At 64.6% G+C, this 22,917-nt stretch carries 21 protein-coding genes, 2 pseudogenes and 1 riboswitch; of the genes and pseudogenes, 8 read left to right on the top strand and 15 right to left on the bottom strand.

What is annotated here, in order from left to right:
• Positions 1–6: 6 nt before the first annotated feature.
• The 6 genes from B3361_RS00220 to B3361_RS00195 all read right to left on the bottom strand — a co-directional run bounded on the left by B3361_RS00220 (position 7) and on the right by B3361_RS00195 (position 8,428).
• On the bottom strand, positions 7–1,422 hold the full coding sequence (locus B3361_RS00220) for an efflux transporter outer membrane subunit (protein ID WP_054905447.1): 1,416 nt from the start codon (positions 1,420–1,422) through the stop codon (positions 7–9).
• Complete coding sequence (locus B3361_RS00215) at positions 1,419–4,598, bottom strand: efflux RND transporter permease subunit (protein WP_029885133.1); 3,180 nt, start codon at positions 4,596–4,598, stop codon at positions 1,419–1,421. Before B3361_RS00215 ends, B3361_RS00220 begins: the two co-directional genes overlap by 4 nt.
• A gap of 12 nt (positions 4,599–4,610) precedes the next feature.
• A complete protein-coding gene (gene mexE, locus B3361_RS00210) occupies positions 4,611–5,852 on the bottom strand; it encodes a multidrug efflux RND transporter periplasmic adaptor subunit MexE (protein WP_009682303.1) in 1,242 nt (413 codons plus the stop codon).
• Positions 5,853–6,028: 176 nt separating this feature from the next.
• Positions 6,029–6,331, bottom strand: coding sequence for a hypothetical protein (locus tag B3361_RS00205; RefSeq protein WP_054905445.1), 303 nt, complete (start codon positions 6,329–6,331; stop codon positions 6,029–6,031).
• A 94-nt stretch (positions 6,332–6,425) separates the two neighbouring features.
• Complete coding sequence (locus B3361_RS00200) at positions 6,426–7,778, bottom strand: GntP family permease (RefSeq protein ID WP_054905444.1); 1,353 nt, start codon at positions 7,776–7,778, stop codon at positions 6,426–6,428.
• Between the two features lie 110 nt (positions 7,779–7,888).
• A complete protein-coding gene (locus tag B3361_RS00195) occupies positions 7,889–8,428 on the bottom strand; it encodes a gluconokinase (protein WP_054905443.1) in 540 nt (179 codons plus the stop codon).
• 207 nt (positions 8,429–8,635) lie between these two features.
• Here B3361_RS00195 and B3361_RS00190 point away from each other — a divergent pair, with 207 nt between their 5' ends.
• The 3 genes and pseudogenes from B3361_RS00190 (at position 8,636) to B3361_RS23945 (ending at position 11,124) form a co-directional block, all read left to right on the top strand.
• Positions 8,636–9,655, top strand: a complete 1,020-nt coding sequence (locus tag B3361_RS00190) for a LacI family DNA-binding transcriptional regulator (RefSeq protein WP_054905442.1) — start codon at positions 8,636–8,638, stop codon at positions 9,653–9,655.
• 149 nt (positions 9,656–9,804) lie between these two features.
• Positions 9,805–10,587: pseudogene (locus tag B3361_RS23950) on the top strand (PAS domain-containing protein); the annotation flags it as partial.
• A gap of 42 nt (positions 10,588–10,629) precedes the next feature.
• Complete coding sequence (locus B3361_RS23945; protein ID WP_370593812.1) at positions 10,630–11,124, top strand: methyl-accepting chemotaxis protein; 495 nt, start codon at positions 10,630–10,632, stop codon at positions 11,122–11,124.
• Here B3361_RS23945 and B3361_RS00180 read toward each other — a convergent pair.
• The 7 genes from B3361_RS00180 to B3361_RS00150 form a co-directional block, all read right to left on the bottom strand.
• Positions 11,099–14,365, bottom strand: coding sequence for a transporter substrate-binding domain-containing protein (locus B3361_RS00180; protein WP_182336670.1), 3,267 nt, complete (start codon positions 14,363–14,365; stop codon positions 11,099–11,101). The two genes, B3361_RS23945 and B3361_RS00180, sit on opposite strands and share 26 nt — an antisense overlap.
• A 13-nt stretch (positions 14,366–14,378) precedes the next feature.
• Positions 14,379–14,993: a response regulator transcription factor gene (locus B3361_RS00175; RefSeq protein ID WP_009682293.1), complete on the bottom strand. Its 615-nt coding sequence runs from the start codon at positions 14,991–14,993 to the stop codon at positions 14,379–14,381.
• 274 nt (positions 14,994–15,267) lie between these two features.
• Entirely contained in the window at positions 15,268–16,020 is a 753-nt protein-coding gene (gene cobM, locus B3361_RS00170; protein WP_054905439.1) for a precorrin-4 C(11)-methyltransferase, read from the bottom strand.
• 33 nt (positions 16,021–16,053) lie between these two features.
• Positions 16,054–16,440: a cobalamin biosynthesis protein gene (locus tag B3361_RS00165; RefSeq protein ID WP_054905438.1), complete on the bottom strand. Its 387-nt coding sequence runs from the start codon at positions 16,438–16,440 to the stop codon at positions 16,054–16,056.
• A complete protein-coding gene (locus B3361_RS00160; RefSeq protein ID WP_054905437.1) occupies positions 16,440–17,126 on the bottom strand; it encodes a CbtA family protein in 687 nt (228 codons plus the stop codon). The genes B3361_RS00165 and B3361_RS00160 overlap by 1 nt, the downstream gene beginning before the upstream one ends.
• A gap of 10 nt (positions 17,127–17,136) precedes the next feature.
• Positions 17,137–17,325, bottom strand: a complete 189-nt coding sequence (locus B3361_RS00155) for a CbtB domain-containing protein (protein ID WP_009682288.1) — start codon at positions 17,323–17,325, stop codon at positions 17,137–17,139.
• Positions 17,326–17,418: 93 nt separating this feature from the next.
• Positions 17,419–17,641: riboswitch (cobalamin riboswitch) on the bottom strand.
• Between the two features lie 72 nt (positions 17,642–17,713).
• A complete protein-coding gene (locus B3361_RS00150; protein WP_029885123.1) occupies positions 17,714–18,193 on the bottom strand; it encodes a GNAT family N-acetyltransferase in 480 nt (159 codons plus the stop codon).
• 136 nt (positions 18,194–18,329) lie between these two features.
• Between B3361_RS00150 and B3361_RS00145 the strand changes: the two are divergent.
• The 4 genes and pseudogenes from B3361_RS00145 to B3361_RS00130 form a co-directional block, all read left to right on the top strand.
• Positions 18,330–18,434 (top strand): annotated as a pseudogene (locus tag B3361_RS00145) (LysE family translocator); the annotation flags it as partial.
• A 21-nt stretch (positions 18,435–18,455) separates the two neighbouring features.
• Positions 18,456–19,328: an alpha/beta fold hydrolase gene (locus tag B3361_RS00140; RefSeq protein ID WP_154211535.1), complete on the top strand. Its 873-nt coding sequence runs from the start codon at positions 18,456–18,458 to the stop codon at positions 19,326–19,328.
• Positions 19,329–19,424: 96 nt separating this feature from the next.
• Positions 19,425–20,291 (top strand): pirin family protein, encoded by an 867-nt coding sequence (locus B3361_RS00135; protein ID WP_054906072.1) that lies wholly within the window; start codon positions 19,425–19,427, stop codon positions 20,289–20,291.
• A 244-nt stretch (positions 20,292–20,535) separates the two neighbouring features.
• Positions 20,536–20,796: a DUF1652 domain-containing protein gene (locus B3361_RS00130; RefSeq protein WP_054906071.1), complete on the top strand. Its 261-nt coding sequence runs from the start codon at positions 20,536–20,538 to the stop codon at positions 20,794–20,796.
• 73 nt (positions 20,797–20,869) lie between these two features.
• Here B3361_RS00130 and B3361_RS00125 read toward each other — a convergent pair whose 3' ends face one another.
• Positions 20,870–21,157 (bottom strand): hypothetical protein, encoded by a 288-nt coding sequence (locus B3361_RS00125; protein WP_286920032.1) that lies wholly within the window; start codon positions 21,155–21,157, stop codon positions 20,870–20,872.
• Between the two features lie 150 nt (positions 21,158–21,307).
• The gene (gene alkB / locus B3361_RS00120) at positions 21,308–21,955 is read right to left on the bottom strand and encodes a DNA oxidative demethylase AlkB (RefSeq protein ID WP_054906069.1); all 648 of its coding nucleotides are present in this window, start codon (positions 21,953–21,955) and stop codon (positions 21,308–21,310) included.
• 221 nt (positions 21,956–22,176) lie between these two features.
• Here alkB and B3361_RS00115 point away from each other — a divergent pair, with 221 nt between their 5' ends.
• On the top strand, positions 22,177–22,917 hold the full coding sequence (locus tag B3361_RS00115; RefSeq protein ID WP_054906068.1) for a gluconate 2-dehydrogenase subunit 3 family protein: 741 nt from the start codon (positions 22,177–22,179) through the stop codon (positions 22,915–22,917).

Raw genomic sequence — 22,917 nt, 5'->3', positions numbered from 1 at the left:
CTGGGGTCAGTGCGCGCTGGCCACGGTCTGCGGTTGCCAGCCGCCACCCAGGGCTTTGTAGATAGAAACGATGCCGCGGTACAGCTCGACCTCGCCTTGCGCTTGCGCATCTTCGGCACTCAGCCGTTCGCGTTCGGCATCGAGCAGCACCAGGTAGTCCACGGTCCCCTCGCGATAGCGAATCGAGGCCAGTTGCGCCGCCTTGCGGCTGGCTTCGCTCTGGCGCATCAACGACAGCAGCCGTTGTTGGGTCTTGGCGTAGTCGCTGAAGGCGTTGGCCGACTCTTCCAGTGCCAGCAACACCTGTTGCTCGTAATTGGCCATGGCGCCTTCGGCGTCGGCCTTGGCCCCGCGCAGGCGGGCCCGCACGCTGCCCAAGTCGAACGCCGCCCAGGTAATGCTGGGGCCCAAGGCCCAGGCATTGGCCGCCGATGAGCCGAGCTGCGACCCGCGCGCGGCGGTAAAGCCCAGGAAACCGCTGAGGCTGACCCGCGGGAACAGGTCGGCGGTGGCGACGCCGACGTTGGCCGTGGCGGCTGCCAGTTGGCGTTCGGCGCTGCGAATGTCCGGGCGGCGGCGCAGCAGTTCGCCGGGGTCGCCCACCGGCAGCGCCTTGGCGATGGCCGGCAGCGCCTTGGGCGACAAGTCTATGCTGAGGGCGTCGGGGCGCTGGCCGAGGAGGGTGGCGATGCGATGCCGCGCCCGGGCCTGTTCGGCCTGCAGTTGCGGCACGGTCGCTTCGACCCCGGCCAGGCGGGCATCGGCGCGTACCACGTCGAGGTCGTTGCCGACCCCGGCGTCGCGCAGGGTTTCGGTGATGCTGCGCGATTGCTGCTGGGTCTTGAGGTTGGCCAGGGCAATCTTCTCGCGCAGCTGTGCACCGCGTAATTGCCCATAGGCATCGACCAGTTCGGCGATCAGGCTGACCTGCAACTGCTGCAGGTCGGCGGCAGCGGCCGCTTCCTGCGCTTCACTGGCTTCGATCTGGCGCTGGATGCGGCCGAACAGGTCCAGCTCCCAGGCCATGTCCAGGCCCAGGTCATAGCGTTCGCTGTTCACCCGTTGCTCGGTCTGGCCAGGAACCTGGCCTTTGCCGATATCGCTGCTGGCACGGCTGGTGACCACCGGGAACGGGTCGTTCTCGGCGTCTTCACGGATCGAGCGGGCCGACTTCAGGCGGGCAAAGGCCACGCGCAGATCCCGGTTGCCGGTCAACGAAGCCTGCACCAGCTGGTTCAGTACCGGGTCGTCGAACTGCTTCCACCACAAGCTTTCAAAGTGGCTGCGGTCATAGGCCTTGGCCTGCGCATCGGCGCCCAGCTGGGCAGGTGCGGTGGCGGGGGCCTGGTAGTCCGGGCCGACCGCGCAGGCGGCCAGGGCCAGGGCCAGCAGGCTTGGCGTCAGGGGTTTGAGCAGGTTCATGCGTGGTTCTCCAGCACTTGCACGCGTTCGGCCTTGCGGGCCTGGCGACGCTCGACGAAACGGCGGATCAGGAAGAAGAACACCGGGGTGAGGAACAGGCCGAATACGGTCACGCCGATCATTCCGGAGAACACCGCCACACCCATGGCATGGCGCATTTCCGAGCCTGCCCCCGAGCTGAACACCAGCGGCACCACGCCCATGATGAAGGCGATGGAGGTCATCAGGATCGGCCGCAGCCGCAGGCGGCACGCTTCCAGCACGGCAGCCAGCGGGTCGAGGCCCTTGGCCTGTTCGTCCTTGGCGAACTCGACGATCAGGATCGCGTTCTTGCACGCCAGGCCCACCAGTACGATCAGCCCGATCTGGGTGAAGATGTTGTTGTCGCCACCCGATACGATCACACCGGTGATCGCCGACAGCAGGGTCATCGGCACGATCAGGATCACGGCCAGCGGCAGGCTCCAGCTTTCGTACTGGGCAGCCAGTACCAGGAAGGCCAGCAGCACGCACAGCGGGAACACGAACAGCGCGGTATTGCCCGACAGGATCTGCTGATAGGTCAGGTCGGTCCACTCGAAGGTCATGCCGTTGGGCAGTTCCGCTTTCAGCAGTTTTTCGATGGCCGCCTCGGCCTGGCCGGAGCTGTAGCCAGGGGCTGCGGCACCGTTGATTTCAGCGGTGATGAAACCGTTGTAGTGCATCACACGGTCCGGCCCGGAGGTATCGCTGACCTTGAGGAAGGTCGCCAGCGGTATCATCTCGCCCAGGTTGTTGCGCACCTTCAATTGGCCGATTTGCTCGGCATCGAGGCGGAACTGCTGCTCAGCCTGGACGTTGACCTGGTAAGTGCGGCCAAAGCGGTTGAAGTCGTTGGTGTACAGCGAGCCCAGGTAGACCTGCAGGGTGTCGAAGATGTCGCTGATCGCCACGCCATGGGTCTTGGCCTTTTCCCGGTCGATGGCGGCATCGACCTGCGGCACGTTGACCTGGTAGCTGGTGAACAGGCCCGCCAGCTCCGGCACCTCGTGGCTTTTGGCAATGATGTTCTGGGTTTCCTTGTACAGCGCTTCGTAGCCCAGGTTGCCGCGGTCTTCGATCTGCAGGCGGAAGCCGCCGATGGTGCCCAGGCCTTGTACCGGCGGTGGCGGGAAGATCGCGATGTAGGCGTCCTGAATGTCGGCGAACTGGGCATTGAGCGCGGCAGCGATGGCGGCAGCCGACTGGCTTGGGTCCTTGCGCTCGTCAAACGGCTTGAGTGGAGTGAACACGATGCCGCTGTTCGGGCTGTTGGTGAAGCCGTTGATCGACAGGCCAGGGAAGGCGACCGAGTCGGCCACGCCAGGTTGCTTGAGGGCGATTTCGCTCATGCGCTTGATCACCGCCTCGGTGCGGTCGAGGCTGGCGGCGTCGGGCAACTGGGCGAAGGCCACCAGGTATTGCTTGTCCTGGGCCGGTACGAAGCCGGTGGGGGTAGACGAGAAACCCAGGTAGGTCAGGCCCATCAGGCCGGCGTACACGAACAGGGCGATGCCGCTGGAGCGAATGACCCGGCGCACGCCGCCCACGTAGCGGTGCGAGGCACGGTCGAAAAAGCGGTTGAACGGGGCGAACAGCCAGCTGCCCAGGAGTTTTTCCAGTAACCGCGAGAAACGGTCCTTGGGCGCATGGTGTTCCTTGAGCAGCACGGCAGCCAACGCCGGTGACAGGGTCAGCGAGTTGAATGCCGAGATCACCGTGGAAATGGCGATGGTCAGCGCGAACTGCTTGTAGAACTGCCCGGTCAGGCCGGAAATGAATGCAGCAGGCACGAACACCGCACACAGGACCAAGGCGGTGGCGATGATCGGCCCGGTCACTTCGGCCATGGCCTTCTGCGTCGCCTCCAGGGGTTTGAGGCCCAAGCCGATATTGCGCTCGACGTTTTCCACCACCACGATGGCGTCGTCCACCACGATACCGATGGCCAGCACCAGGCCGAACAATGACAGCGCGTTGAGCGAGAAGCCGAACAGGTGCATGACCGCAAAGGTGCCGATCAGCGATACCGGCACCGCCAGCAACGGGATGATCGAGGCGCGCCAGGTTTGCAGGAACAGGATGACCACCAGCACCACCAGCACCAGCGCTTCGAACAGGGTGTGCACCACCGCCTCGATGGAGCCGCGCACGAACACGGTCGGGTCATAGACGATGCTGTAGTCCATGCCTTCGGGGAAGTCCTTCTTCAGCTCGGCCATTTTTGCCCGTACTTCGTCGGAGATCTCGATGGCGTTCGAGCCTGGGCGCTGGAAGATCGGCAGTGCCACTGCCGGCTGGTTGTTCAGCAACGAGCGCAGGGCATATTGGCTGGAGCCGAGCTCGACCCGGGCGATGTCTTTCAGCCGGGTGATTTCGCCGTCGGCGCCGGCGCGGATGATGATGTTCTCGAACTCTTCCTCGTTGACCAGGCGACCCTGGGTGTTGATCGACAACTGGAAGCTGGTCGAACCCGGGGCGGGCGGGGCGCCCAACTGGCCGGCGGCGACCTGGCGGTTCTGTTCACGAATGGCTGCGACCACGTCACTGGCGGTGAGGTTGCGCGAGGCGGTCTTGTTCGGGTCGAGCCAGACGCGCAGCGAGTAGTCGCCCATGCCGAACAGCTGCACATCACCCACGCCGCCAAGGCGTGCCAACTCGTCCTTGATATTGAGGATGGCATAGTTGGACAGGTAGAGCATGTCGTAGCGGTTGTCCGGCGAGGTCAGGTGCACGACCATGGTCAGGTCGGGCGAGGCCTTGTCGACGGTGATACCGATGCGGGTCACTTCTTCCGGCAGCTTGGGCTGGGTGCGGGTGACGCGGTTCTGCACCTGCACCTGGGCGTTGTCCAGGTCGGTGCCCAAGGCGAAGGTGATGGTGAGCGTCAGCTTGCCGTCAGCGGTGGACTGGGAAGACATGTACAGCATGTTCTCCACACCGGTAATGGCTTGCTCCAGCGGCGCAGCCACGGTTTCGCCGATGACTTTCGGGTTGGCACCCGGGAAGTTGGCGCGTACCACCACGGTTGGCGGCACTACCTCGGGGTATTCGCTGATGGGTAACTGGAACAGCGAGATCGAGCCGGCAATCAGCAGCACCAGCGACAGCACGGCGGCGAAGATCGGCCGGGTTATGAAGAATTTGGAGAAGTTCATCGGTCTGGTCCCTTAACCGCGTGGCGCCTGGGCGCTGGCGTTTTTCACGTTGTTGCCCGCCACTTTGGGCGCCGGGTTGCTGGCCTCCAGGGCCTGGCGCTGTTGGGCGAGGGCGGCGAGGGTCTGCTCGCTGGCCATCTGGGTTTCCTGCGGCGTTACCGGCGAACCCGGGCGTACGCGCTGCAGGCCCTTGACCACGATGCGCTCGTCCTTGCCCAGGCCGCTGCGCACGATGCGCAGGCCTTCGAGTTTCGGCCCCAGTTCCACGGCGCGGTAGGCGGCCTTGTTGTCCTTGTCCATGACCAGCACGAACTTCTTGCCAAGGTCGGTGCCCACGGCCTCGTCGTTGATCAGTACGGCGTCGTACTGGGCGCTGCCCACCAGCTTCAGCCGGGCATACAGGCCCGGGGTGAATTGGCCGTCGCGGTTGTCGAACACGGCGCGGCCACGGATGGTGCCCGTGCGCGGGTTGACCTGGTTGTCGACGAAGTTCATCTGGCCCAGGTGAGGGGTGCCGGTTTCATTGGTCAGGCCGAGGTACACCGGGGTGCTCTGGCCGCGTTGGCCTTCGCGCGCCAGCTGGGTGTACTTGAGGTACACGCGCTCGTCGGCGTCGAAGTAGGCGTAGACCTTGTCGGTGGAGACCACGCTGGTCAGCGGGGTCACGTCGGCGCTGACGATGTTGCCGGCCGTGAACGCGGCGCGGCTGACCCGGCCGCTGATCGGCGCGGTAACCCGGGTAAAGCTGAGGTTCAGGCGGGCGAGGTCCAGTTGTGCCTGGATGGCGTCGACCCCGGCCCGGGCTTCGGCAGCGGCGCTGCTGCGCGATTCGGCCAGCTCGGCGGAAATGGCGTTGCTGTCGCGCAGGCGCTCACCACGGCGGGCTTCATTGGCGCTGCGGATGGCGGTGGCCTTGGCTTGTTGCAACTGGGCTTCGAGGCGGCGGACTTCAGCCTGGAACGGGCGCGGGTCGATCTGGAACAGCAGGTCGCCTTTCTTGACCTGGGCGCCCTCGGTGAAGGCGACCTGGTCGATCTGGCCGGACACCCGCGGGCGCACCTCGACGGTTTCCGGGGCTTCGAGGCGGCCGGTGAACTCGTCCCATTCATTGATCGGTTGCTCGATCACCTTGGCCACGGTGACCTTCGGCGCGGCGGGAGCCTGCACGGCGTCGGGGGTTCGGCCGCAAGCGCTGATCACCACCACAGCCAGGGCTGCGAGGGGGAAGCGCAAGGGTTTGAGTGATTGTTCCATGGAGAACTCCGCCAATGTATTAGTGATGGGCGGAGTGTGAGTGTCTTGCGCGAGAGGCACGAATCGAACGGGCCGAAATGTATTATCACGCTGAATGATAGGTGGGGATCAGCGGGTGGTGAATCGAGGGTGCGGGCCTGCACCCGAAGCCGGTGCCAGGGCCCGCTGCCACGGGCTTAGCGTTGGCTGCCGCCAGCGCCGCCTGCGTCGGCACCACCGGTCCCTTCGGACCCTGTTCCGTCCATGCCTGGCAAGTCACGATTGTCGTTCTGCTGGGCGGGCGGGCTGTCCGGGTCATTGCCCTTGATGCGCGGGTCGGTATCGCGCGGCATGGGTTTTTCGATCGGGTTGAGGGTGCTGTCCACGCCGGGCTGGGGCGCGTTGTTGTGCGGGTCGTCGGGGTAGGTCGGGCCAGTGCCGGCGGCAAGCGCCAGTGGCGAGGCGAGCAGGGCAATCAGCAGCACGCTTGAGCGGTTCATGGCAGTCTCCATTGCGTGGGGTGGGGCGTACTCCTTTTCGGCCCCACCCGTGGCGCTAACGTGCCATTACTCTGTTCATTCTTCCGATCAGCGGTTACACCACCAGCGACAACAACATGATGAAGATGATGCCGACGATGGAAAGAATCGTCTCCATCATGCTCCAGGTCTTGAAGGTTTCGGCCACGGTCATGTTGAAGTACTGCTTCACCAGCCAGAAGCCGGCGTCGTTCACATGCGACAGGATCAGCGACCCGGCGCCGGTGGCCAGCACCAGCAACTCACGGTTCACGCCCGGTACCAGGTCGATCACCGGTGCCACGATACCCGCGCCGGTGATGGTCGCGACGGTGGCCGAACCGGTGGCGATACGGATCACCGCCGCCACCAGCCAGGCCAGCAGGATCGGCGAAATTTCCGCTTGCACGGCCATTTGCCCGATCACGTTGCCCACCCCGGTGTCCACCAGCATCTGCTTGAAACCGCCGCCAGCACCGACGATCAGCACGATCGCAGCGGTTGGCGCCAGGCTCTGGTCGAGCATTTTCATGATTTGCTGGCGGTTGAAACCGCGGGCCGAGCCGAAGGTGTAGAAGGCCAGCAGCAAGGCAGCGAGCAGGGCGGTGATCGGGTGGCCGATCAGGTCCATCCACTGGCGCACAATGTGCTCGGCAGGCAGCACCACGTCGGCGAAGGTTTTCAGCAGCATCAAGGCCACCGGCAGCAGCACGGTGATAAGGGTGATGCTGAAGCTCGGCAGGTTGCCCTGGTCGGACTCCTTGGCGATCTGGTCCATCAGCTCCTGCGACGGGTTGCCGGGAATGTAGCGGGAGATGAAGTTACCGAACAGCGGGCCGGCGATGATGGCGGTAGGCAGCGCCACGATCAGGCCGTAGAAAATGGTCTTGCCGATGTCGGCGTGGAAGATGCCGATCGCCAGCAACGGGCCCGGGTGCGGCGGTACCAGGCCGTGCACGACCGACAGGCCGGCCAGCAGTGGAATGCCGATTTTCACCAGTGAAACCCCGGAGCGCCGGGCCACGATGAACACCAGTGGAATCAGCAGCACGAAGCCGATTTCGAAGAACAGCGGAATGCCCACCAGGAAAGCGGCGAACATCATGGCCCAGTGCACGTTCTTCTTGCCGAAGGCGCGAATGAGGGTTTGCGCGATCTGGTCGGCGCCGCCGGAGTCGGCCATCAGTTTGCCAAGCATGGTGCCCAGGGCGAGCACGATGCCGACAAAGCCCAGCACACCGCCAAAGCCGTCCTGGAACGACTTCATGACCTTGGCCACCGGCATGCCGGAGGTCAGGCCCAGAAAGCCGGCCGCCAGGGTAAGGGCGACGAAGGGGTGAACCTTGAAGTGGGTGATCAGCAGGATCAGCCCGACGATCGTCACGAGCGCGTCGAGCAACAGGAAGGTATCAGTAGCCAGTCCGAACATGGTTTTAAGGCCTCGGTCTTATCGTTGTTTTGGGCGTAGCGTTGTGGGAACTTTTCGCGCTTTCGCGGGGTCGGGTAGCGCTGTCTTTGGTGAGCCGGGAAACCGCTGGGTCAGGCGGTCTGCGCCAGGCCCTGCTCACCGCGGCTCTTTAGCCAGCGGTCTACCGCTTCGGCCAGGGCTTCGATGGGCTGGGTAGCGTCCAGGGCCAGGGTCAGGGGCTCGCCACGGGGCGATTCCAGGGCGGCGAACTGGCTGTCGATCAGGCTGGCCGGCATGAAATGCCCAGGGCGTGCCAGCACGCGCTTTTCGGCTTCGGCAGGCGACAGTTCGAGGAAAACGAACACCAGCCCAGGCATGGCCTGGCGCAGGGTTTCGCGGTAGCGGCGTTTAAGCGCCGAGCAGGTCAGGATCGGGCGTTCGCCGGCCTGGCTGATGGTTTGCAACTCTTCGCCCAGGCGCACCAGCCAGCCGGCGCGGTCGGCGTCGTCCAGGGGGATGCCCGCGCTCATCTTGCGGATGTTTTCGGCAGGGTGGAAAGCGTCGCCTTCGATCAGGCGACCGCCGCTTCGGGCAGCGATGGCAGCACCGATGCAGCTTTTGCCGCAACCGGCCACGCCCATCACCACGATGGCGGACAGGGGAGAATTCATCAGTACCTCCTGCGGGGTGAGGTAGCGCTGTCTCGTCGCTGACGAACAGCCACCTCCCCGGTGTTATTGGTCTTGTCCTTACGCAGTATGGACGCCTGGCAGCACGCGTGTAGCGGCAGCTACCAAAGATTACATTGCCTGCATCCTGAGACAGCGCTACCTTAGTGGCCGTTCCCCATCCTTGCAAGTAGTAAAATTACAACATCCATGTCCCGCACCGGCTCCCGTACCACAGGTCGTCCTACCCTGGCTGAAGTCGCCAGGCTTTCCGGGGTTTCCCCGATCACCGCTTCGCGCGCGCTGCGCGGCGTGAGCACGGTCGCGCCAGAGCTGGCCGCAAAGGTCATGGCTGCCGCCGCCAGCCTGGGCTACGTGGCCAACCCTGCGGCCCGGGCGTTGGCTTCGGCGCGCAGCCAGTCTGTCGTGGTACTGATCCCGTCGCTGTCCAACCAGCTGTTCATCGATACCCTGGAGGCCATCCACGACGTCATGCGCCCGCGTGGGCTCGAGGTGCTGATCGGCAACTATCACTATGACCTGGCCGAAGAAGAGAACCTGATCCGCAATTACCTGGCCTATCAGCCCTGCGGCATGTTGCTGACCGGGTTCGAGCGCAGCGATGCGGCCCGCCAGATGCTGGCCGCCAGCGGCGTACCCTGCGTGCACATGATGGAGCTCAAGGGCGAGCCGGGGGCGGTATCGGTCGGTTTTTCCCAGGAGCAGGCGGGGCGGGCTGCCGCGCGGCACCTGCTCGAGCGCGGGCGCAAGCGCCTGGCATTCATAGCCGCGCAACTCGACCCGCGGGTGATGCAGCGGGCCGAGGGCTTCCGCCAGGCCCTGGCCGAGGCGGGCCTGCACGCTGCAGAACTGGAAGTGTTGGCCCCGGAGCCTTCTTCGATTGCCTTGGGCAGCACACTGTTCAGCCGCCTGATGCAGCAGGCCCCGGATGTGGACGGCATCTTCTTCTGCAACGACGACCTGGCCCAGGGCGCTGTCTTGCAGGCGTTGCGCCAAGGTGTGGAGGTGCCTCGCCAGGTGGCCATGGTGGGCTTCAACGACCTGCCGGCTTCGGCGCACATGGTGCCGCGCCTCACGTCTATCCGTACCCCGCGGGCTGCCGTCGGTCGGGGCGCGGCCCAGGCCCTGCTCGCGTTGCTGGACGGCAAACGGGTGGCCAGTGCCCAACAGGACCTGGGTTTTGAGCTGATGGTGCGGGAAAGTACCTGATTCGCTTCCCTGTGCAATGGCGTTGACCACGCCCTGGCGGCCTGCCGGCGTAACAGAAATGGAGTAATCACAAAGCGATGGCACTGTGCTTGCACCGCGCATACGGCCATCTATGCTCATGAAACCGCGCATAAAGGAGGCCCGGCGTCATGTTCGATTTCCATCGCAAATCCGATTTGGTCGAGATCCAGCGCAGCCATCAGGCATTGGCCGACGCACAGGCCAAACTGGCTGCCATCAGTCGCTCCATGGCAATGATCGAATTCGCCCCGGATGGCACCATTCTCGACGCCAACGACCGCTTCTGCCAAGCCATGGGTTACAGCGCTGAAGAGCTGCGCGGCAAGCACCACCGGCTGTTCTGCGCGCCGGACTATGCCCAGAGCGCCGAGTACCAGCAGTTGTGGCATGAGCTCGGTCAGGGCAAGGCCATCAGCGGGACGTTCGAGCGCGTCGACAAGGCCGGCCGTGAAGTCTGGCTGGAGGCCAGCTACATGCCCGTGCTGGATGCCCAGCGCCAGGTCAGCAGCGTGATCAAGGTGGCGTCCGACATCAGTCAGCGCGTCGCCCTTGAGCATGAAAGCGAAAGCCTGCTGAAGGCGATCAGCCGCGCCATGGCGGTGATCGAGTTCACCCCGCAAGGGCGGGTGATCAAGGCCAACCAGAATTTCCTGGACACCATGGGTTACCGGCTCGACGAGGTGGTAGGCCGCCACCATGGCCTGTTCTGCCTGCCGCACGAGCGTGAGTCGGCCGAGTACCGCCAGTTCTGGGCCTCGCTGAACCGTGGCGAATACCACTCGCACCGCTTCGAGCGGGTGAACAAGCAAGGCCAGACGGTGTACCTGGAAGCCTCCTACAACCCGATCTTCGACAGCAAGGGCCGCCTGTACAAGGTGGTCAAGTTCGCCAGCGACATCACCCACCAGGTCTGTACCCAGCAAAGTGCCGCCGATGCGGCCCATGCCAGTTCTGTGCAGACCGATGCCTGCGCGCGCAAAGGCACCGAAGTGGTTCAGCAGACCGTGCAGGTGATCGAGCAGATTTCCGTGGAGCTCAACGACGCAGCGCGGAGCATCGATGCGGTGAGCAAACAGTCGGATGTGATCGGGCAGATTGTGCTGACCATTCGTGGTATCGCCGACCAGACCAACTTGCTGGCGCTGAATGCGGCCATCGAAGCCGCCCGTGCCGGCGAACACGGGCGCGGTTTTGCCGTGGTCGCCGATGAGGTGCGCAACCTGGCCGCGCGCACCAGCAAGGCTACCCTGGAAATCGTCGATGTGGTGCGGCAGAACCACGACCTGTCGCTGTTGGCCGTAGCCAGCATGCAGTCAAGCCTGAACCGCACCGGCCATGGCGTGGCGCTGGCCAATGAAGCCGGCACGGTGATCATGGAGATTCAGCAAGGCTCAAGGCACGTGGTCGATGCCATCAGCCAGATCAGTTCGACGCTGCAATTGCATTGAGCGCAGCACGCATATCGTCCAGCAGGGCCTGCAGGCTGGCTTGCAGCCGTGCGCGCGGCTCGTCGGTCGGCGAGCCTTGCGCCTGGGCCGCTTCGATCGCTTCGCAATCCTGGACCACGGTGCGTACCCTGATCATCTTGGCACCGCCCTTGATGCGGTGGGCCAAGGCACGCAGCGCCTCTTCGGGCGCGTCCGCCGCCAGCGCATGCAGGGCCGCCAGGTCTTCACCAACGCTGATCGACAGTTGCTCGAGCAAATGCCTGGTGAGCTGCGCGTCGTCCTGAGTCAGGTGGCGTAGCTCATCCAGGTTCAAGCCGCCCGCGCGCGTTGTTGGCGCAGGTGGGCGGGCCTGGGGCAGGTGGGCTTTGAGGGCTCGCAAACCTATCGGCTTGAACAGGCAAACGTCCATCCCGCTGGCCAGGCAGCGGGTACGTTCCTCGGCCTGGGCATTGGCGGTGATGCCCAGAATCCGGCACCTGGGCAGGCTGCGCTCGGCCTCGAACTGGCGGATGCGCCGGGTGAGTTCATGGCCATCCATGACCGGCATGCTGCAATCGGTGATCACCACATCGAAGCGCCCCGCTTGCCAGCGGCCCCAGGCGACTTCACCGTTCTGCGCCAGGCTCACCTGGTGCCCAAGGGTGTGCAATTGCCGCTCCAGCAATAGCAGGTTGGCAGGGTAGTCGTCGACGATCAGCACATTCAAAGGGCCGTCGCTGTTTTCCAGTTGGGCCGGGTCCTCAGGCACGGCTGCCGGGGGCGCGCAGGTGGGCAGTTGCAGGTTCACTTGCACCCGGGTGCCGACGCCTTCGACACTTTGCAGCTTCAGCGTGCCGCCCATCAGCGCGGCAAGCGTGCGGCTGATGACCAGGCCCAAGCCTGCGCCCTGGCGGGCCCTGGGGCCGTCGGCCTGGACAAAGGCATTGAACAGGCGGGCCTGGTCGGCAGGGCTGATACCGATGCCGGTGTCGCGCACATCCAGCTCCACCGGCAACACGTCATGGCCGGCGATAACTGGCAGAAGCAGGCTGGCCTGCACCTCGCCACGGTCGGTGAACTTGATGGCGTTGCTGATCAGGTTCGACAGGATTTGCTTGAGCCGCAGCGGGTCCGCCAGCACCCAGGCCGGTTCAGCGGGCAGTTCGCCGTGCAGGTGCAGGCCCTTAGCCCGGGCGTTGCCTTCGAACACGCGCAAGGTGGCGCGCACCAGTTCGCGCAGGTCCGTGGGCACGGGTTGCAGGGTGATGTGCCCGGACTCGATGCGGGAAATATCGAGAATGTCGCCAATCAGTTCCAGCAGGCCAAGCGCTGAATCATGGGCCGTCTGCAGCGTATGGATATCGCTGCGGCCGCTACGGCAGTCCTCCAGCGCCAGTTCCAGCAAACCGATCACGGCATTCATCGGGGTGCGGATTTCATGGCTCATGGTGGCCAGGAACGTACTTTTGGTCTGGCTGGCCTGTTCAGCGTCGTCCTTGGCCTGGCGCAGTTGCTCCAGCAGCCCGCGGCTCAGTGCCAGCTGGTCCTGCAGGGCATGTTGCGCCTCGGTGCGCTGGTTGATCAGCTTGCGCAGGTAGCTGTTCCAGAACACCACGCCGGCCAGCAGCAGCGCCGACAGCACCAGCACTTGCAGGGCGAGGGTGCGGTAGTCGCGCCACGGGCTGTCGCTGACCAGGGAGCTGGTGCGCCAGCGGTTGATCAACTGCGCCAGTTCTTCAGGCGGAATGCTCAGCAGCGCCTTGTCGAGAATGGCCTGGAGCTGGGGCTGGTCGGCGGCCACGGCGAAGGCGGCCAGGGCCGGGTCTTCATCGAGCACACTGGCAATGCGCAGGCGGTCCTTGAATACATGGCTGATGTAGTACGCCGCATTGATGTGGTTGCTCAGGGCGACGTCGGCACGGCCATTGGCCACGGCTTCCATCAGGCCCAGCGGGTTGTCCACCTCGACCAGGCGGGCCTGCGGGTAGCGTTGCTGCAGCAAGGCGCGTTGCGGCGAGCCTTTGACCACCGCGATACGCTGGCCGTCCAGAGCCTTCAAAGGGGCGGGTGCGGTGATGTCGCTGCGGGTGACCAACACCCTTGGGCTGACCAGGTAAGGCCGGGTGTAGCGCAGTTGCCTGGCGCGGTCTGCGCCGTAGCCCAAGGCGCCGATCATCAGCGCATCACCTTGGTTCAGCCGCTCGACCATGTGGTAGGCCGATGTGCTTTCAACGGTCTTGAACTGCAGCCCGGTGCGCAAGCCGATCTGCTTGAGCAGATCCAGGGTGATGCCGTTGGCGTTGTCCTGGGCGTCGTTGAAGGTCAAGGGCGCCAGTGATGTGTTGATCAGCACGTTGACCACCGGGTGCTCGGCGATCCAGGTTTCCTCTTCGGCACTGAGGGCCGTCAGGTGGCGCTGCAACAACAGGCTGGTATTGCCACCGCTCCAGCGGCGCAGGATGTTCAGCCGTTCGCTTTCACTGATGCGGGCCAGTGCCTTGTCGACCAGCTGGCGCAAGTGCAGGTTGTCGCTGGACAGGGCGAACGCGAACGCTTCGGGGGCGGCCGGGGAAAAGTGGTCGATCTTCAACGTGCCCTGGAAGCTTTTGCCGATCATGAAGTCGGTACTGATGGCGTCGCCCAGGTAGGCGTCGGCCTCGCCCAGTTCGACAGCGGCCAGCCCGGCCAGGGTGGAGCGGTACAGGCTCAGTTGCGCCTTGGGGTACAGGCTGCGTACGGTATTGGCGGGCAGGTAGTGATCAACCATGGCCAGGCGCAGGCCGGCCAGGTCGGGCGTACCCTTCAGGCTGCGCCCCTCCCGGGTCACGACCACCGGCAGGTCGTCGGCATAGGGTGAGCTCAGGCTGAGGTGGGCGTCTGCTGCCTCGAAGGCGTTGGAGCTGCCCAGCAGGTCGATGCGCCCCTCATGCAGGGCAGTGATGGCCTCGTGGCGGCTGGCAAAACGGCGCACTTCGATGCCAATGCCAAGCTGCTCGCCGATCAGGCCGGCGTAATCGGCGCTCAGGCCTTCGTAGTCACGGGGGCTGACATTGATCTCGAAGGGCGGGTAGTCCGGCCGCGAGCTGCCCAGCACCAGTTGCCGGTGCTGCTGCAGCCACTGGCGGTCTTCGGCCGAGAGCGCCAGCGGCGCGGCAGCACTGACCGAGCGCGCCAACAACTGCCGGGGTTCGCTGCTGGCCTGCAACCCGCTGGCATTGGCCAGGCCGATGATCATGAAGGCGCTCGCCAGCAGGAACTTCATGCTCGCCAGCCGCTCAGTAGACGCTATTGCGCTTGGCCAGGTCGACCATCTCGACCAGCGATTCGGTCTTGAGTTTTTCCATGATGCGGCCCCGGTAGGTGCTGATGGTCTTGGCGCTCAGGTTCATGCAGGTTCCAATGTTCTTGTTGTTTTCGCCGCGTGCCAGGCGCCGCAGCACTTCCATCTCACGGTTGGAAAGGCTGGCCAGGCGCACCGGTTCGCTCTCCAGGGAGTTGCTGTTGACCGACATCTGCGGAAACGTCGAATAGCCCTTCACCAACGCCTTGAGGGCGAACAGCAGGGCCTCGTGGTCCTCTTCCTTGGTGACGAACGCGCCGATACCGGCATCCAGGCAACGGCGCACGTACAAGTCGGTGGCCTGGCCAGTGAGCACCATGATCTTGGGGGTTGGCTCCAGGCACTGAAGGCGCTTGATGACCTCCATGCCGTCCAGGCCAGGCAGGCCGATATCCAGCACCACCACGTCCGGGCGGAGTTCACGGGCCACCTGCGCCACCTCGCTGCCATTGCCGACTTCGCCGACGACATGGAAGCGCTCACGCTCGAGCAGTAGGCGCAACGACAACCGCACGATAGGGTGGTCGTCGACGATCAGCACGGTTGTCATGGGGAAAACTCCTGTCAGGATGTGGTCCGCTTCCTGGAACACTCAGGAATACGTTTGCAAGCGGGTTAATCGGGAGCGCAGCACCATACGGCCAAACCTGACGTTTGGTAATCCCGAGTATAGAAGTGTTGAAATTTTCCGGACTACTTGTCGAAAATTCCTACAAGTAGTGGAAAAACATCACCACTGCCACAGTGGTGATGTCAGACAGGAAAGGGCGCTCAGGCGCAGCCAGAGGGGTTTCGACCCTGCGCAGGGGCAAGCCTGGACGTGCTCAGTCGCCAGGCCGATACAGGTGGGCGTGACCGGCACGGTACAAGGCGGATTCGGCGAACGGCGCATCCCCCAGTACATGGCCTACCAGGATCAGTGCCGTGCGCCGGAAGTGCTTGGCGGCGCTGCGCTCGACGATGTTGCCCAGCGTGCCGCGCACCCAGTCCTGGTCTGGCCAGGTGGCGCGGTGCACCACGGCCACCGGGCACTCGGTGCCGTAGTGGGGCAGCAGCGCTTCAACGATCCGTGGCAGGTGCTTGACCCCCAGGTGAATCGCCAGGGTGCTGCCGTGGCGGGCCAGGTCGGCCAGCTGTTCCCCGGGTGGCATTGGCGAACTGTCGCCGTAGCGGGTCAGAATCACGGTCTGCGCCACTTGCGGCAGGGTTAGTTCACAGCCGAGCAGGGCAGCGCTGGCGGCCGTGGCAGTGACCCCGGGGATGATCTGGTAGTCGATACCCAGTGCCTTGAGGTGGCGGATCTGCTCGCCGATAGCGCCGTACAGGCTGGGGTCGCCGCTGTGTACCCGGGCGACATCTTGGCTGTGTTCGTGGGCGGTGCGCATCGCTGCGATGATCTGCTCCAGGTGCAGTTCGGCGCTGTTGATCACGGTACTGGCCTGGTGGCCTTCGAGCACGGCAGCGGGCACCAGCGAGCCTGCGTAGATGATCACCGGGCATTGGCGGATCAGCCGCTGGCCCTTGACCGTGATCAGTTCGGGGTCGCCGGGGCCGGCGCCGATGAAGTAGACGGTCATGCAATGTCCTTGCAAAAAAAGGGTATGGCGCGTTCAGCAGGCCAGGGCGAGTGTCGCCGGGCCGAGCACCTGGCGCTTGAGCAACAGCCGTGGGCTGCCTCGTTGCCGATCGGCCAGGGCCAGTGCGGTGCTCTCCGCCACGCCCCAACACCCGGTGTGGGCATGGGCGGCGGCGGAGCGGTGGCTGAGCAGTGGCTGGTAAGCGTGCAGTTGCTGGCTATGGTACAGCACCAATGGCACACCCAGGTGCTCGGCCAGCTGCTGCAAACCCGGCTCGTCAGCCTTCAGGCTGATGCTGGCGATGCCGCGCAGGTCTGCCAGTGCCAGGCCGTGGTTGGCCAGTGCCTGGCACAACAGGGTGTGCAGGGTGGCCGCCGGGCAACCCCGGCGGCAGCCAAAACCGGCATAGAAAGTGCCCATCAGGCCTGGCTGGAACGGCGGAACAACCAGGCGCTGAGCAGGCCCAAGGCCAGCCAGAAGGCCGCATTGGTCAGCCACGAGGCCAGCTTGAACTGGGTTTCCAGGGCCTGCGGGGCCAGGCTTTGGTGAACCTCGGGCTGCGGGGCGCCGAGCACATGCGGGATCACCAGCAACGCCGCGCCCAGCACTTTCAGCAGCCCGTGGCGGGCGAACACCAACAAGGCCAGGCCGAGCGCGGTGGCGCTGGCGGTGCCGACCCACCAGGCCTGGCGTTGCCCCAGGTCTGCTGCAGCGGTGCCTGGCAGTTCGGGCGGCAAGCCCAAGGTCGGGGCCAGGCAGAACACGGCGAACCCGGCCAGCCCCCACCAGGCACCGGTACTGGCGCGGGTGGGCGCGCGCAAGCTGTACAGCGCGGCGAGAACAAGGGCGAAGCCGACGGCAACCACCAGGTTGCCGCCCGTGGTGGCGAGCACTCGTTGCCAGCCATCTTCCGGCGACCAGGCCTCGGCGCTGTGTTCATGGGCAGGCACTTCACTGCCATGCTCATGGTGCGCGGCAGGTGCCGAGGACTCGTAGGTTTCCGCCTGAAGAATCAGCGGGGCCACCCAGAAGCTTTGCAGCAAGGTCAGCAGCAGGGCGGCGAGCAGCCCGCTGAAACCCGCGGTGCGGGCAATGCGCATGATCATGGGGGCGTACTCAGTGGCAGGGGAAGGCGGCGCTGTGGCGGGTGTCGTGGGCGGCGTTATGCACCGCCTCGATGTGCGAGAACCCGGCGAAGTAGACCAGGCACAGGCCCAGCAAGCTGGCACCGACGGCAATGATGACGCGCTGGCTGAGGGTAGCGGGGGTGGCAAGGCTGTGTGGCTTGGTGCTGGCGACGGGCATGACGCGTTCCTCTGCTTTTTGTGGGCAATGGGCAGGCGCGGCAGCCCCGGGCGCGGTTACCCAGGGGAATGCAACAGCGCCCGCCCACCGCGGGTTGTTCATGAACGCCAGGCCGGTCTCCGGGCTTGCGAGGAGGAGCAGGGCTCCTGGCAAGCGTCACCTTCCCATGCCGCACTACATGGCACAGTGGTACAGACGCTTCGCTCGCTTACCGTTGCGGGGGCAGCACCGGCATTGTCGGGCCCTGGTCAGGGCCTGCGACGCACCGGTTTCCCGTTTCACCCCATGAAGGGGCACCTGAACGTGAGGCCGTAAGGAGAGCATGGGGCGGCCCTGGCGTCAATTACCCGGTGGGCTGCGCATGTGCCTGGGCCGGGTGGAGCAACCGTTAGCCCCGCGCGAATGCCGCCAGCTTGTCCCCGTCCAGGCGGTAGCGTACCCACTCATCCTGGGCCTCGGCGCCCAGCTTCTGATAAAAGCCGATTGCCGGCTCGTTCCAGTCCAGCACGCTCCACTCCAGGCGCCCACAGTTGTTGGCCACCGCCTCGCGGGCGATGTGCTGCAGCAACTGGCGGCCAGCCCCGTCACCGCGCTGTTCGGGGGTGATGTACAGGTCTTCCAGGTAGATGCCGTTGCGCCCCAGCCAGGTGGAATAGCTGTAGAAATACACGGCAAAGCCGATCGCCTGGCCATCGCGTTCGCAGATCAGGCTGTGCACGGTACTGCCTGCACCGAACAGGCTGTGCTCGATATCGGCCAGGGTGGCGACCACCTCGTGGCGCGCGCGCTCGTACTCGGCCAGCTCGGTGATGAAGTTGAGGATCTGCGCGGCATCGGCAGGCGCGGCAGGGCGAATGGAAAGGCTCATGAGACGGCTTCCTTGATCCAGAATGGCAGCACAGTAATGTGTATCTGCATAATTTGTTGTAACTGTAGTGGTCGCCTAGGAGGGCGACTCCGGTAGTGTGACAGCACCCTCACTGAAAGTGGAATGCCCGCCATGCCTGCTGCAGAACCCCCGCTGGCTGATGCTGTTCAATGTCCTGATGGCCCTGCTGCTGGTGATTTCACTGTACCCGCTGCTGTTTGTAGAATCGGTGTTTCCCTAGCATTGCGAGTGCCGTGAACCCATGCAGTTGATCCCCTGGTCCCATGAATGCGCCGAAGGCTTCACCTTGCGTGGTTGGCGAACCCCGGCCAGCGGCAAGCCACTGCTGCATTTCTTGCATGGCAACGGTTTTTGCTGTTTGGCCTACCAGCCGTTGCTGATGCACCTGGGTGAACATTTCGACCTGTGGCTATGTGATGTGCAAGGGCACGGTGACAGTGACCATGGCGGGGCGTTTCTGGGTTGGAACCGCACGGCGGCGCTGGCCGTGGAAGCGTTTGAAGCGGGCCGTGGCGAATACGGCGAAGTGGCCCGCTTTGCCGTGGGCCACAGCTTCGGCGGCGTGTTGACCGGGCTGATGTTGGCCAGTGACCCGCAGTTGTTCGGCCGTGCTGTGCTGCTCGATCCGGTGTTGTTCAGCCGCCGGATGCTCGGCGTGATGGGCGCCGCGGCGCTGGTTGGCCTGCACCAGCGTCATGCCTTGGCGCGCAAAGCCGCCAGCCGCCGCAGCCATTGGCCTGATCGCACAGCGGCGCTGGCTTCGCTGCAGGGCCGGGGCATCTTCAAAGGCTGGGCCGATGCGGCGTTGCAGGCGTATGTCGAGCATGCCATCGGCGATTGCGGCGAGGCCGTGGTGCTCAAGTGCCGACCCAGCCGCGAAGTGGAAATCTTCAGCTCGTTCCCCAAGCGCATGTGGGCCAGCCTGTGTGCAATCAATACCCCGACCCACGTGATCTATGGCAAGCACACCTATCCATTCGTGCCACGCTCGGTGCAGCGCCTGGTGTCGCTGAATGCCAGCATCAGCGCGCAGGAGGTCGCCGGTGGGCACTGCTTCATGCAGGAAGACCCGGCGATGGCAGCCGAGCAGGTGCTGGCTTTCTTGCAGCGGTGATTGTTCTGTAGGTGGAACGATGTGGGCCGTTAAAGCCCTCTACCGGCAGATTGTCATCATTGATAAGGTGATCCAAACCGAAACAGGAGCCTTCTCATGAAAACCATTCTGGGTATCCACCACAGCCCCCACGCCCATTGGGTGGGTGATGGCTTCCCGGTCCGCAGCCTGTTCACCTATGACCACCTGGCCAGCCATATCAGCCCGTTCCTGCTGCTGGACTATGCCGGCCCGCATGCGTTCACCCCAACCCAGGCCCGGCGCGGCGTTGGGCAGCACCCGCACCGTGGTTTCGAGACTGTGACCATTGTCTACCAGGGCGAGCTGGAGCACCGCGATTCCACGGGTACCGGGGGCCTGATCGGGCCGGGCGATGTGCAATGGATGACCGCCGCCAACGGCATCATCCATGAGGAATTCCATTCGCCAGCCTTTGCCGAGCGGGGCGGCATGCTGGAGATGGTGCAGCTGTGGGTCAACCTGCCCGCTCGCGACAAACGTGCGGCGGCGGGCTACCAGACACTGCTGGCCAGCGATATCCCGGTGGTGGCGCTGGATGACGGGGCCGGCAGTGTGCGGGTGATCGCCGGGGATTACCAAGGCCGCCAGGGGCCGGCGCGCACTTTCACGGCCATGGATGTCTGGGACCTGCGCCTGAACAACGGCGCTGCCTTGCAGTTGCCGGTGGCCGCCGGGCGCAACGCGGCGCTGGTGGTATTGCGCGGCCGCGTGCGGGTCAATGGTGAGCGCGAAGCCGGGCCGTCCAGCCTGGTGCTGTTCGACCGCGAGCAGGCGGATGTACGGGTCGAAGCGCTCGAAGGTGCCAGCGTGTTGCTGCTCAGCGGTGAGCCGATCGACGAGCCGATCGTGGGTTACGGCCCATTCGTGATGAACAGCCAGGCGGAGATTGCCGAGTCGTTCGACGACTTTCATGCCGGGCGGTTTGGCCAGTTGCAGCAGTAGAAGAGCGCGGGGCCGGTGCCGGCCCCCACTGAAGCCCTGCGCAACCATTCGTCGTGAAGTTCGCTGCTGCGACCGAACACCCGATCCTGGCAGGCGATCTTCCACTAAGGTGCTAGAGGATTCCCCGCATCATCATTGCCCCGGCGCATGGACGCCCGCCGTGGCATGCGCATTATCAATTGGCACCCAGCCCCACGAGGGCGTACTTCCTCACAACAGGCCATCCCACCGAGAGGGTCGTACCATGTCGTTGATAGGAGTTTCCATGCTCGAGCTGCGGCAGTTGATCGAGCATGCTTGCCTGCCAGATCGCTGTGAAATCAGCTGTACCGATGGTCACAACCTGACCATCCGCCTCGGTCAGGGCCAGAGCCTCGATGAGTGCTGCACCCTCAGCGGGGTGCCATTGCGCAGCCTCAACAGTTGCCGCGATGTGCTGAACCTGGTGGAGCAATTACATACCCTGCGTGACCGCCCGCCTGCACCGCTAAAATCCATCGCCTGATGCGAGTGCGCGAACCCCGTCCAGCCCCTGGCTGGCGGGGAAGGCCCGTGCGCTGTCGCCAGCCGTTGATTGCCTACTGAAGTTCCACCAGCAGGTTCAATCCACCATCGCCACACTTGTCCTTGTCGCGAACGACCCCATGGTAGCTGCGACCATCCCACATGAATGCCACGCTATGGGCGCGCTCGACCTTGTGCGGGAGCGGTGGGCAGATGTGTACACGCAGCGCCGCGCGGCCCTGCAGATTCAAGGGGGCAAGTTGGCACTGGCATTCCACCGACTGCGCAACCGGCCCGAACAGGGTGTCGCGAACGTAGTCCAGTTGCAGCGCGGTATTGGGCGAACGGCCGGGCATCCTCATAGGGATTCGACTCGTTGATTACGGCAAGGACGGCAGGTCTGGCAAGGCATGACGGACTCCTGGCGGGCGGCAGTATAATTATTCTCTTAACCCTGGGGTGGGCAGTCGTTCAACCTGTTTCATGCCTGTGTTGCACAGGCCTGACAAAGCCTAGCCGCCCGCCTTGCGCAAGGTGAGGTTGATGCGCCGCTCGCCCATGCGCGGGTGCACGCCGGGCTTGATCGGCAGTACGCCATGAAAGCGCAGGCGGTCTTCGCCGCCCCACACCAGCACATCGCCGTGGCTGAGGGCAATGCGCTGGGTTTTGTCGGCCCGCTGCAACCCGCCGAACAGGAACACCGCCGGCAGGCCCAGCGACAGTGAAACGATCGGTTGGCCAAAATCGTGCTCGTCGCGGTCCTGGTGCAGGCTCAAACGTGTGCCCGGCAGGTAATGGTTGATCAGGCAGGCGTCCGGGGTGAAACCGTCGAAACCGGCCATGGCGGCAGCGCGGTTGGCCAGGGTGAGCAATATCGGCGGCAAGGCAGGCCAAGGCTGGCCGGTCAGCGGGTCCGAACGGCTGTAGCGGTAACCCTGTGCATCACTGACCCAGCCCAATGTGCCGCAATTGCTCAGCGCCACCGCCATGCGCAGGCCGCCGGGCGTGTGCATGTGCCGAAACGGTGCGGCACGCAGCACCGGGCGCAACGCGTCGAGCAGTGGTTCGACATCGCCCAGGGCAAACCCGGGCAACAGCACGGTTTCGCTTGCCAGGCGTTGTGGCTGAGGGCCGAACAGGTCGAGGTCGGACTGAATCATGGCCTGGGTATCGAATGGGGTAGGCCCATTGTAATGGGCTTCGTCGCCCAGGCCTATGCGCGGGTCAATACCCGTGATCGCAATGTCAAGACTGAAACCGGTTTCAAAAGATTTCTGAACGCGCTAGATTACTTGGCTGTCTTTTTGAAGGGCCAACAAGACTCGCCCGCACAACACTAGATGGCGCTTATAAGGCCGCCCGCAGCCGATGAGGATTCACCATGCCCGAACATGCTCCCGACAACCCGCGCAGGGACTTTCTGCGCAAGACCTTGACCTTGATCCCCGTGGTGACCGTCGCCAGCACCGGGCTCGGGGCAGGTGCCAGCCAGCTGCTGGCCGCGCCGCAGCAGGAACCGAAGGTGCCGGCAGCGCCACCGGCGGGCACGTACCAGCCAACCTTCTTCAGTGCCGAGGAATGGGCCTTCGTGCAGGCCGCCGTAGCGCGCATCATCCCTGCCGATGCCCTCGGGCCCGGTGCGCTCGAAGCCGGGGCCGCCGAGTTCATAGACCGGCAGATGAATACCCCCTACGCGACCGGGGCCCAGTGGTACATGCAAGGCCCGTTCAACGCCGACGCCCCACCCGAACTGGGCTATCAACTGCAGTTGAACCCGCAGCAGATCTACCGCCTGGGCATCGCCGCAGTGGATGGCTGGTGCAAGGCCAACAGTGGGCAAGTGTTCGCTGCCCAAGACAGCGCTACCCAGGACCGGATACTCGGCAAAGTCGAGGCGGGTGAGCTGGCATTCGAGGCAGTACCGGCCGCGGTATTCTTCAGCCTGCTGGTGCAGAACACCCGTGAGGGGTTCTTCTGTGACCCGATTCATGGCGGCAACAAGGGCATGGTCGGCTGGACCCAGATCGGCTTTCCGGGCGCGCGCGCCGACTTCATGGACTGGGTGGAGCGCAACGAGCCGTACCCGTTCCCGGCTGTATCGATCCGCGGCGAGAGGGCCTGA

The sequence above is a fragment of the Pseudomonas sp. UBA6699 genome (assembly GCF_002454615.1).
Classification (GTDB): domain Bacteria; phylum Pseudomonadota; class Gammaproteobacteria; order Pseudomonadales; family Pseudomonadaceae; genus Aquipseudomonas; species Aquipseudomonas juntendi.
Note: the sequence above shows the minus strand (reverse complement) of the source record. Positions and strands in the feature narration are given on the sequence as shown.

Bases quoted from the DNA above. Each gene is read 5' to 3' on its own strand.
- B3361_RS00220 (WP_054905447.1), bottom strand. From the start codon at position 1,422: ATGAACCTGCTCAAACCCCTGACGCCAAGCCTGCTGGCCCTGGCCCTG.
- B3361_RS00215 (WP_029885133.1), bottom strand. From the start codon at position 4,598: ATGAACTTCTCCAAATTCTTCATAACCCGGCCGATCTTCGCCGCCGTG.
- mexE (WP_009682303.1), bottom strand. From the start codon at position 5,852: ATGGAACAATCACTCAAACCCTTGCGCTTCCCCCTCGCAGCCCTGGCT.
- B3361_RS00205 (WP_054905445.1), bottom strand. From the start codon at position 6,331: ATGAACCGCTCAAGCGTGCTGCTGATTGCCCTGCTCGCCTCGCCACTG.
- B3361_RS00200 (WP_054905444.1), bottom strand. From the start codon at position 7,778: ATGTTCGGACTGGCTACTGATACCTTCCTGTTGCTCGACGCGCTCGTG.
- B3361_RS00195 (WP_054905443.1), bottom strand. From the start codon at position 8,428: ATGAATTCTCCCCTGTCCGCCATCGTGGTGATGGGCGTGGCCGGTTGC.
- B3361_RS00190 (WP_054905442.1), top strand. From the start codon at position 8,636: ATGTCCCGCACCGGCTCCCGTACCACAGGTCGTCCTACCCTGGCTGAA.
- B3361_RS00180 (WP_182336670.1), bottom strand. From the start codon at position 14,365: ATGAAGTTCCTGCTGGCGAGCGCCTTCATGATCATCGGCCTGGCCAAT.
- B3361_RS00175 (WP_009682293.1), bottom strand. From the start codon at position 14,993: ATGACAACCGTGCTGATCGTCGACGACCACCCTATCGTGCGGTTGTCG.
- cobM (WP_054905439.1), bottom strand. From the start codon at position 16,020: ATGACCGTCTACTTCATCGGCGCCGGCCCCGGCGACCCCGAACTGATC.
- B3361_RS00165 (WP_054905438.1), bottom strand. From the start codon at position 16,440: ATGGGCACTTTCTATGCCGGTTTTGGCTGCCGCCGGGGTTGCCCGGCG.
- B3361_RS00160 (WP_054905437.1), bottom strand. From the start codon at position 17,126: ATGATCATGCGCATTGCCCGCACCGCGGGTTTCAGCGGGCTGCTCGCC.
- B3361_RS00155 (WP_009682288.1), bottom strand. From the start codon at position 17,325: ATGCCCGTCGCCAGCACCAAGCCACACAGCCTTGCCACCCCCGCTACC.
- B3361_RS00150 (WP_029885123.1), bottom strand. From the start codon at position 18,193: ATGAGCCTTTCCATTCGCCCTGCCGCGCCTGCCGATGCCGCGCAGATC.
- B3361_RS00140 (WP_154211535.1), top strand. From the start codon at position 18,456: ATGCAGTTGATCCCCTGGTCCCATGAATGCGCCGAAGGCTTCACCTTG.
- B3361_RS00135 (WP_054906072.1), top strand. From the start codon at position 19,425: ATGAAAACCATTCTGGGTATCCACCACAGCCCCCACGCCCATTGGGTG.
- B3361_RS00130 (WP_054906071.1), top strand. From the start codon at position 20,536: ATGTCGTTGATAGGAGTTTCCATGCTCGAGCTGCGGCAGTTGATCGAG.
- B3361_RS00125 (WP_286920032.1), bottom strand. From the start codon at position 21,157: ATGAGGATGCCCGGCCGTTCGCCCAATACCGCGCTGCAACTGGACTAC.
- alkB (WP_054906069.1), bottom strand. From the start codon at position 21,955: ATGATTCAGTCCGACCTCGACCTGTTCGGCCCTCAGCCACAACGCCTG.
- B3361_RS00115 (WP_054906068.1), top strand. From the start codon at position 22,177: ATGCCCGAACATGCTCCCGACAACCCGCGCAGGGACTTTCTGCGCAAG.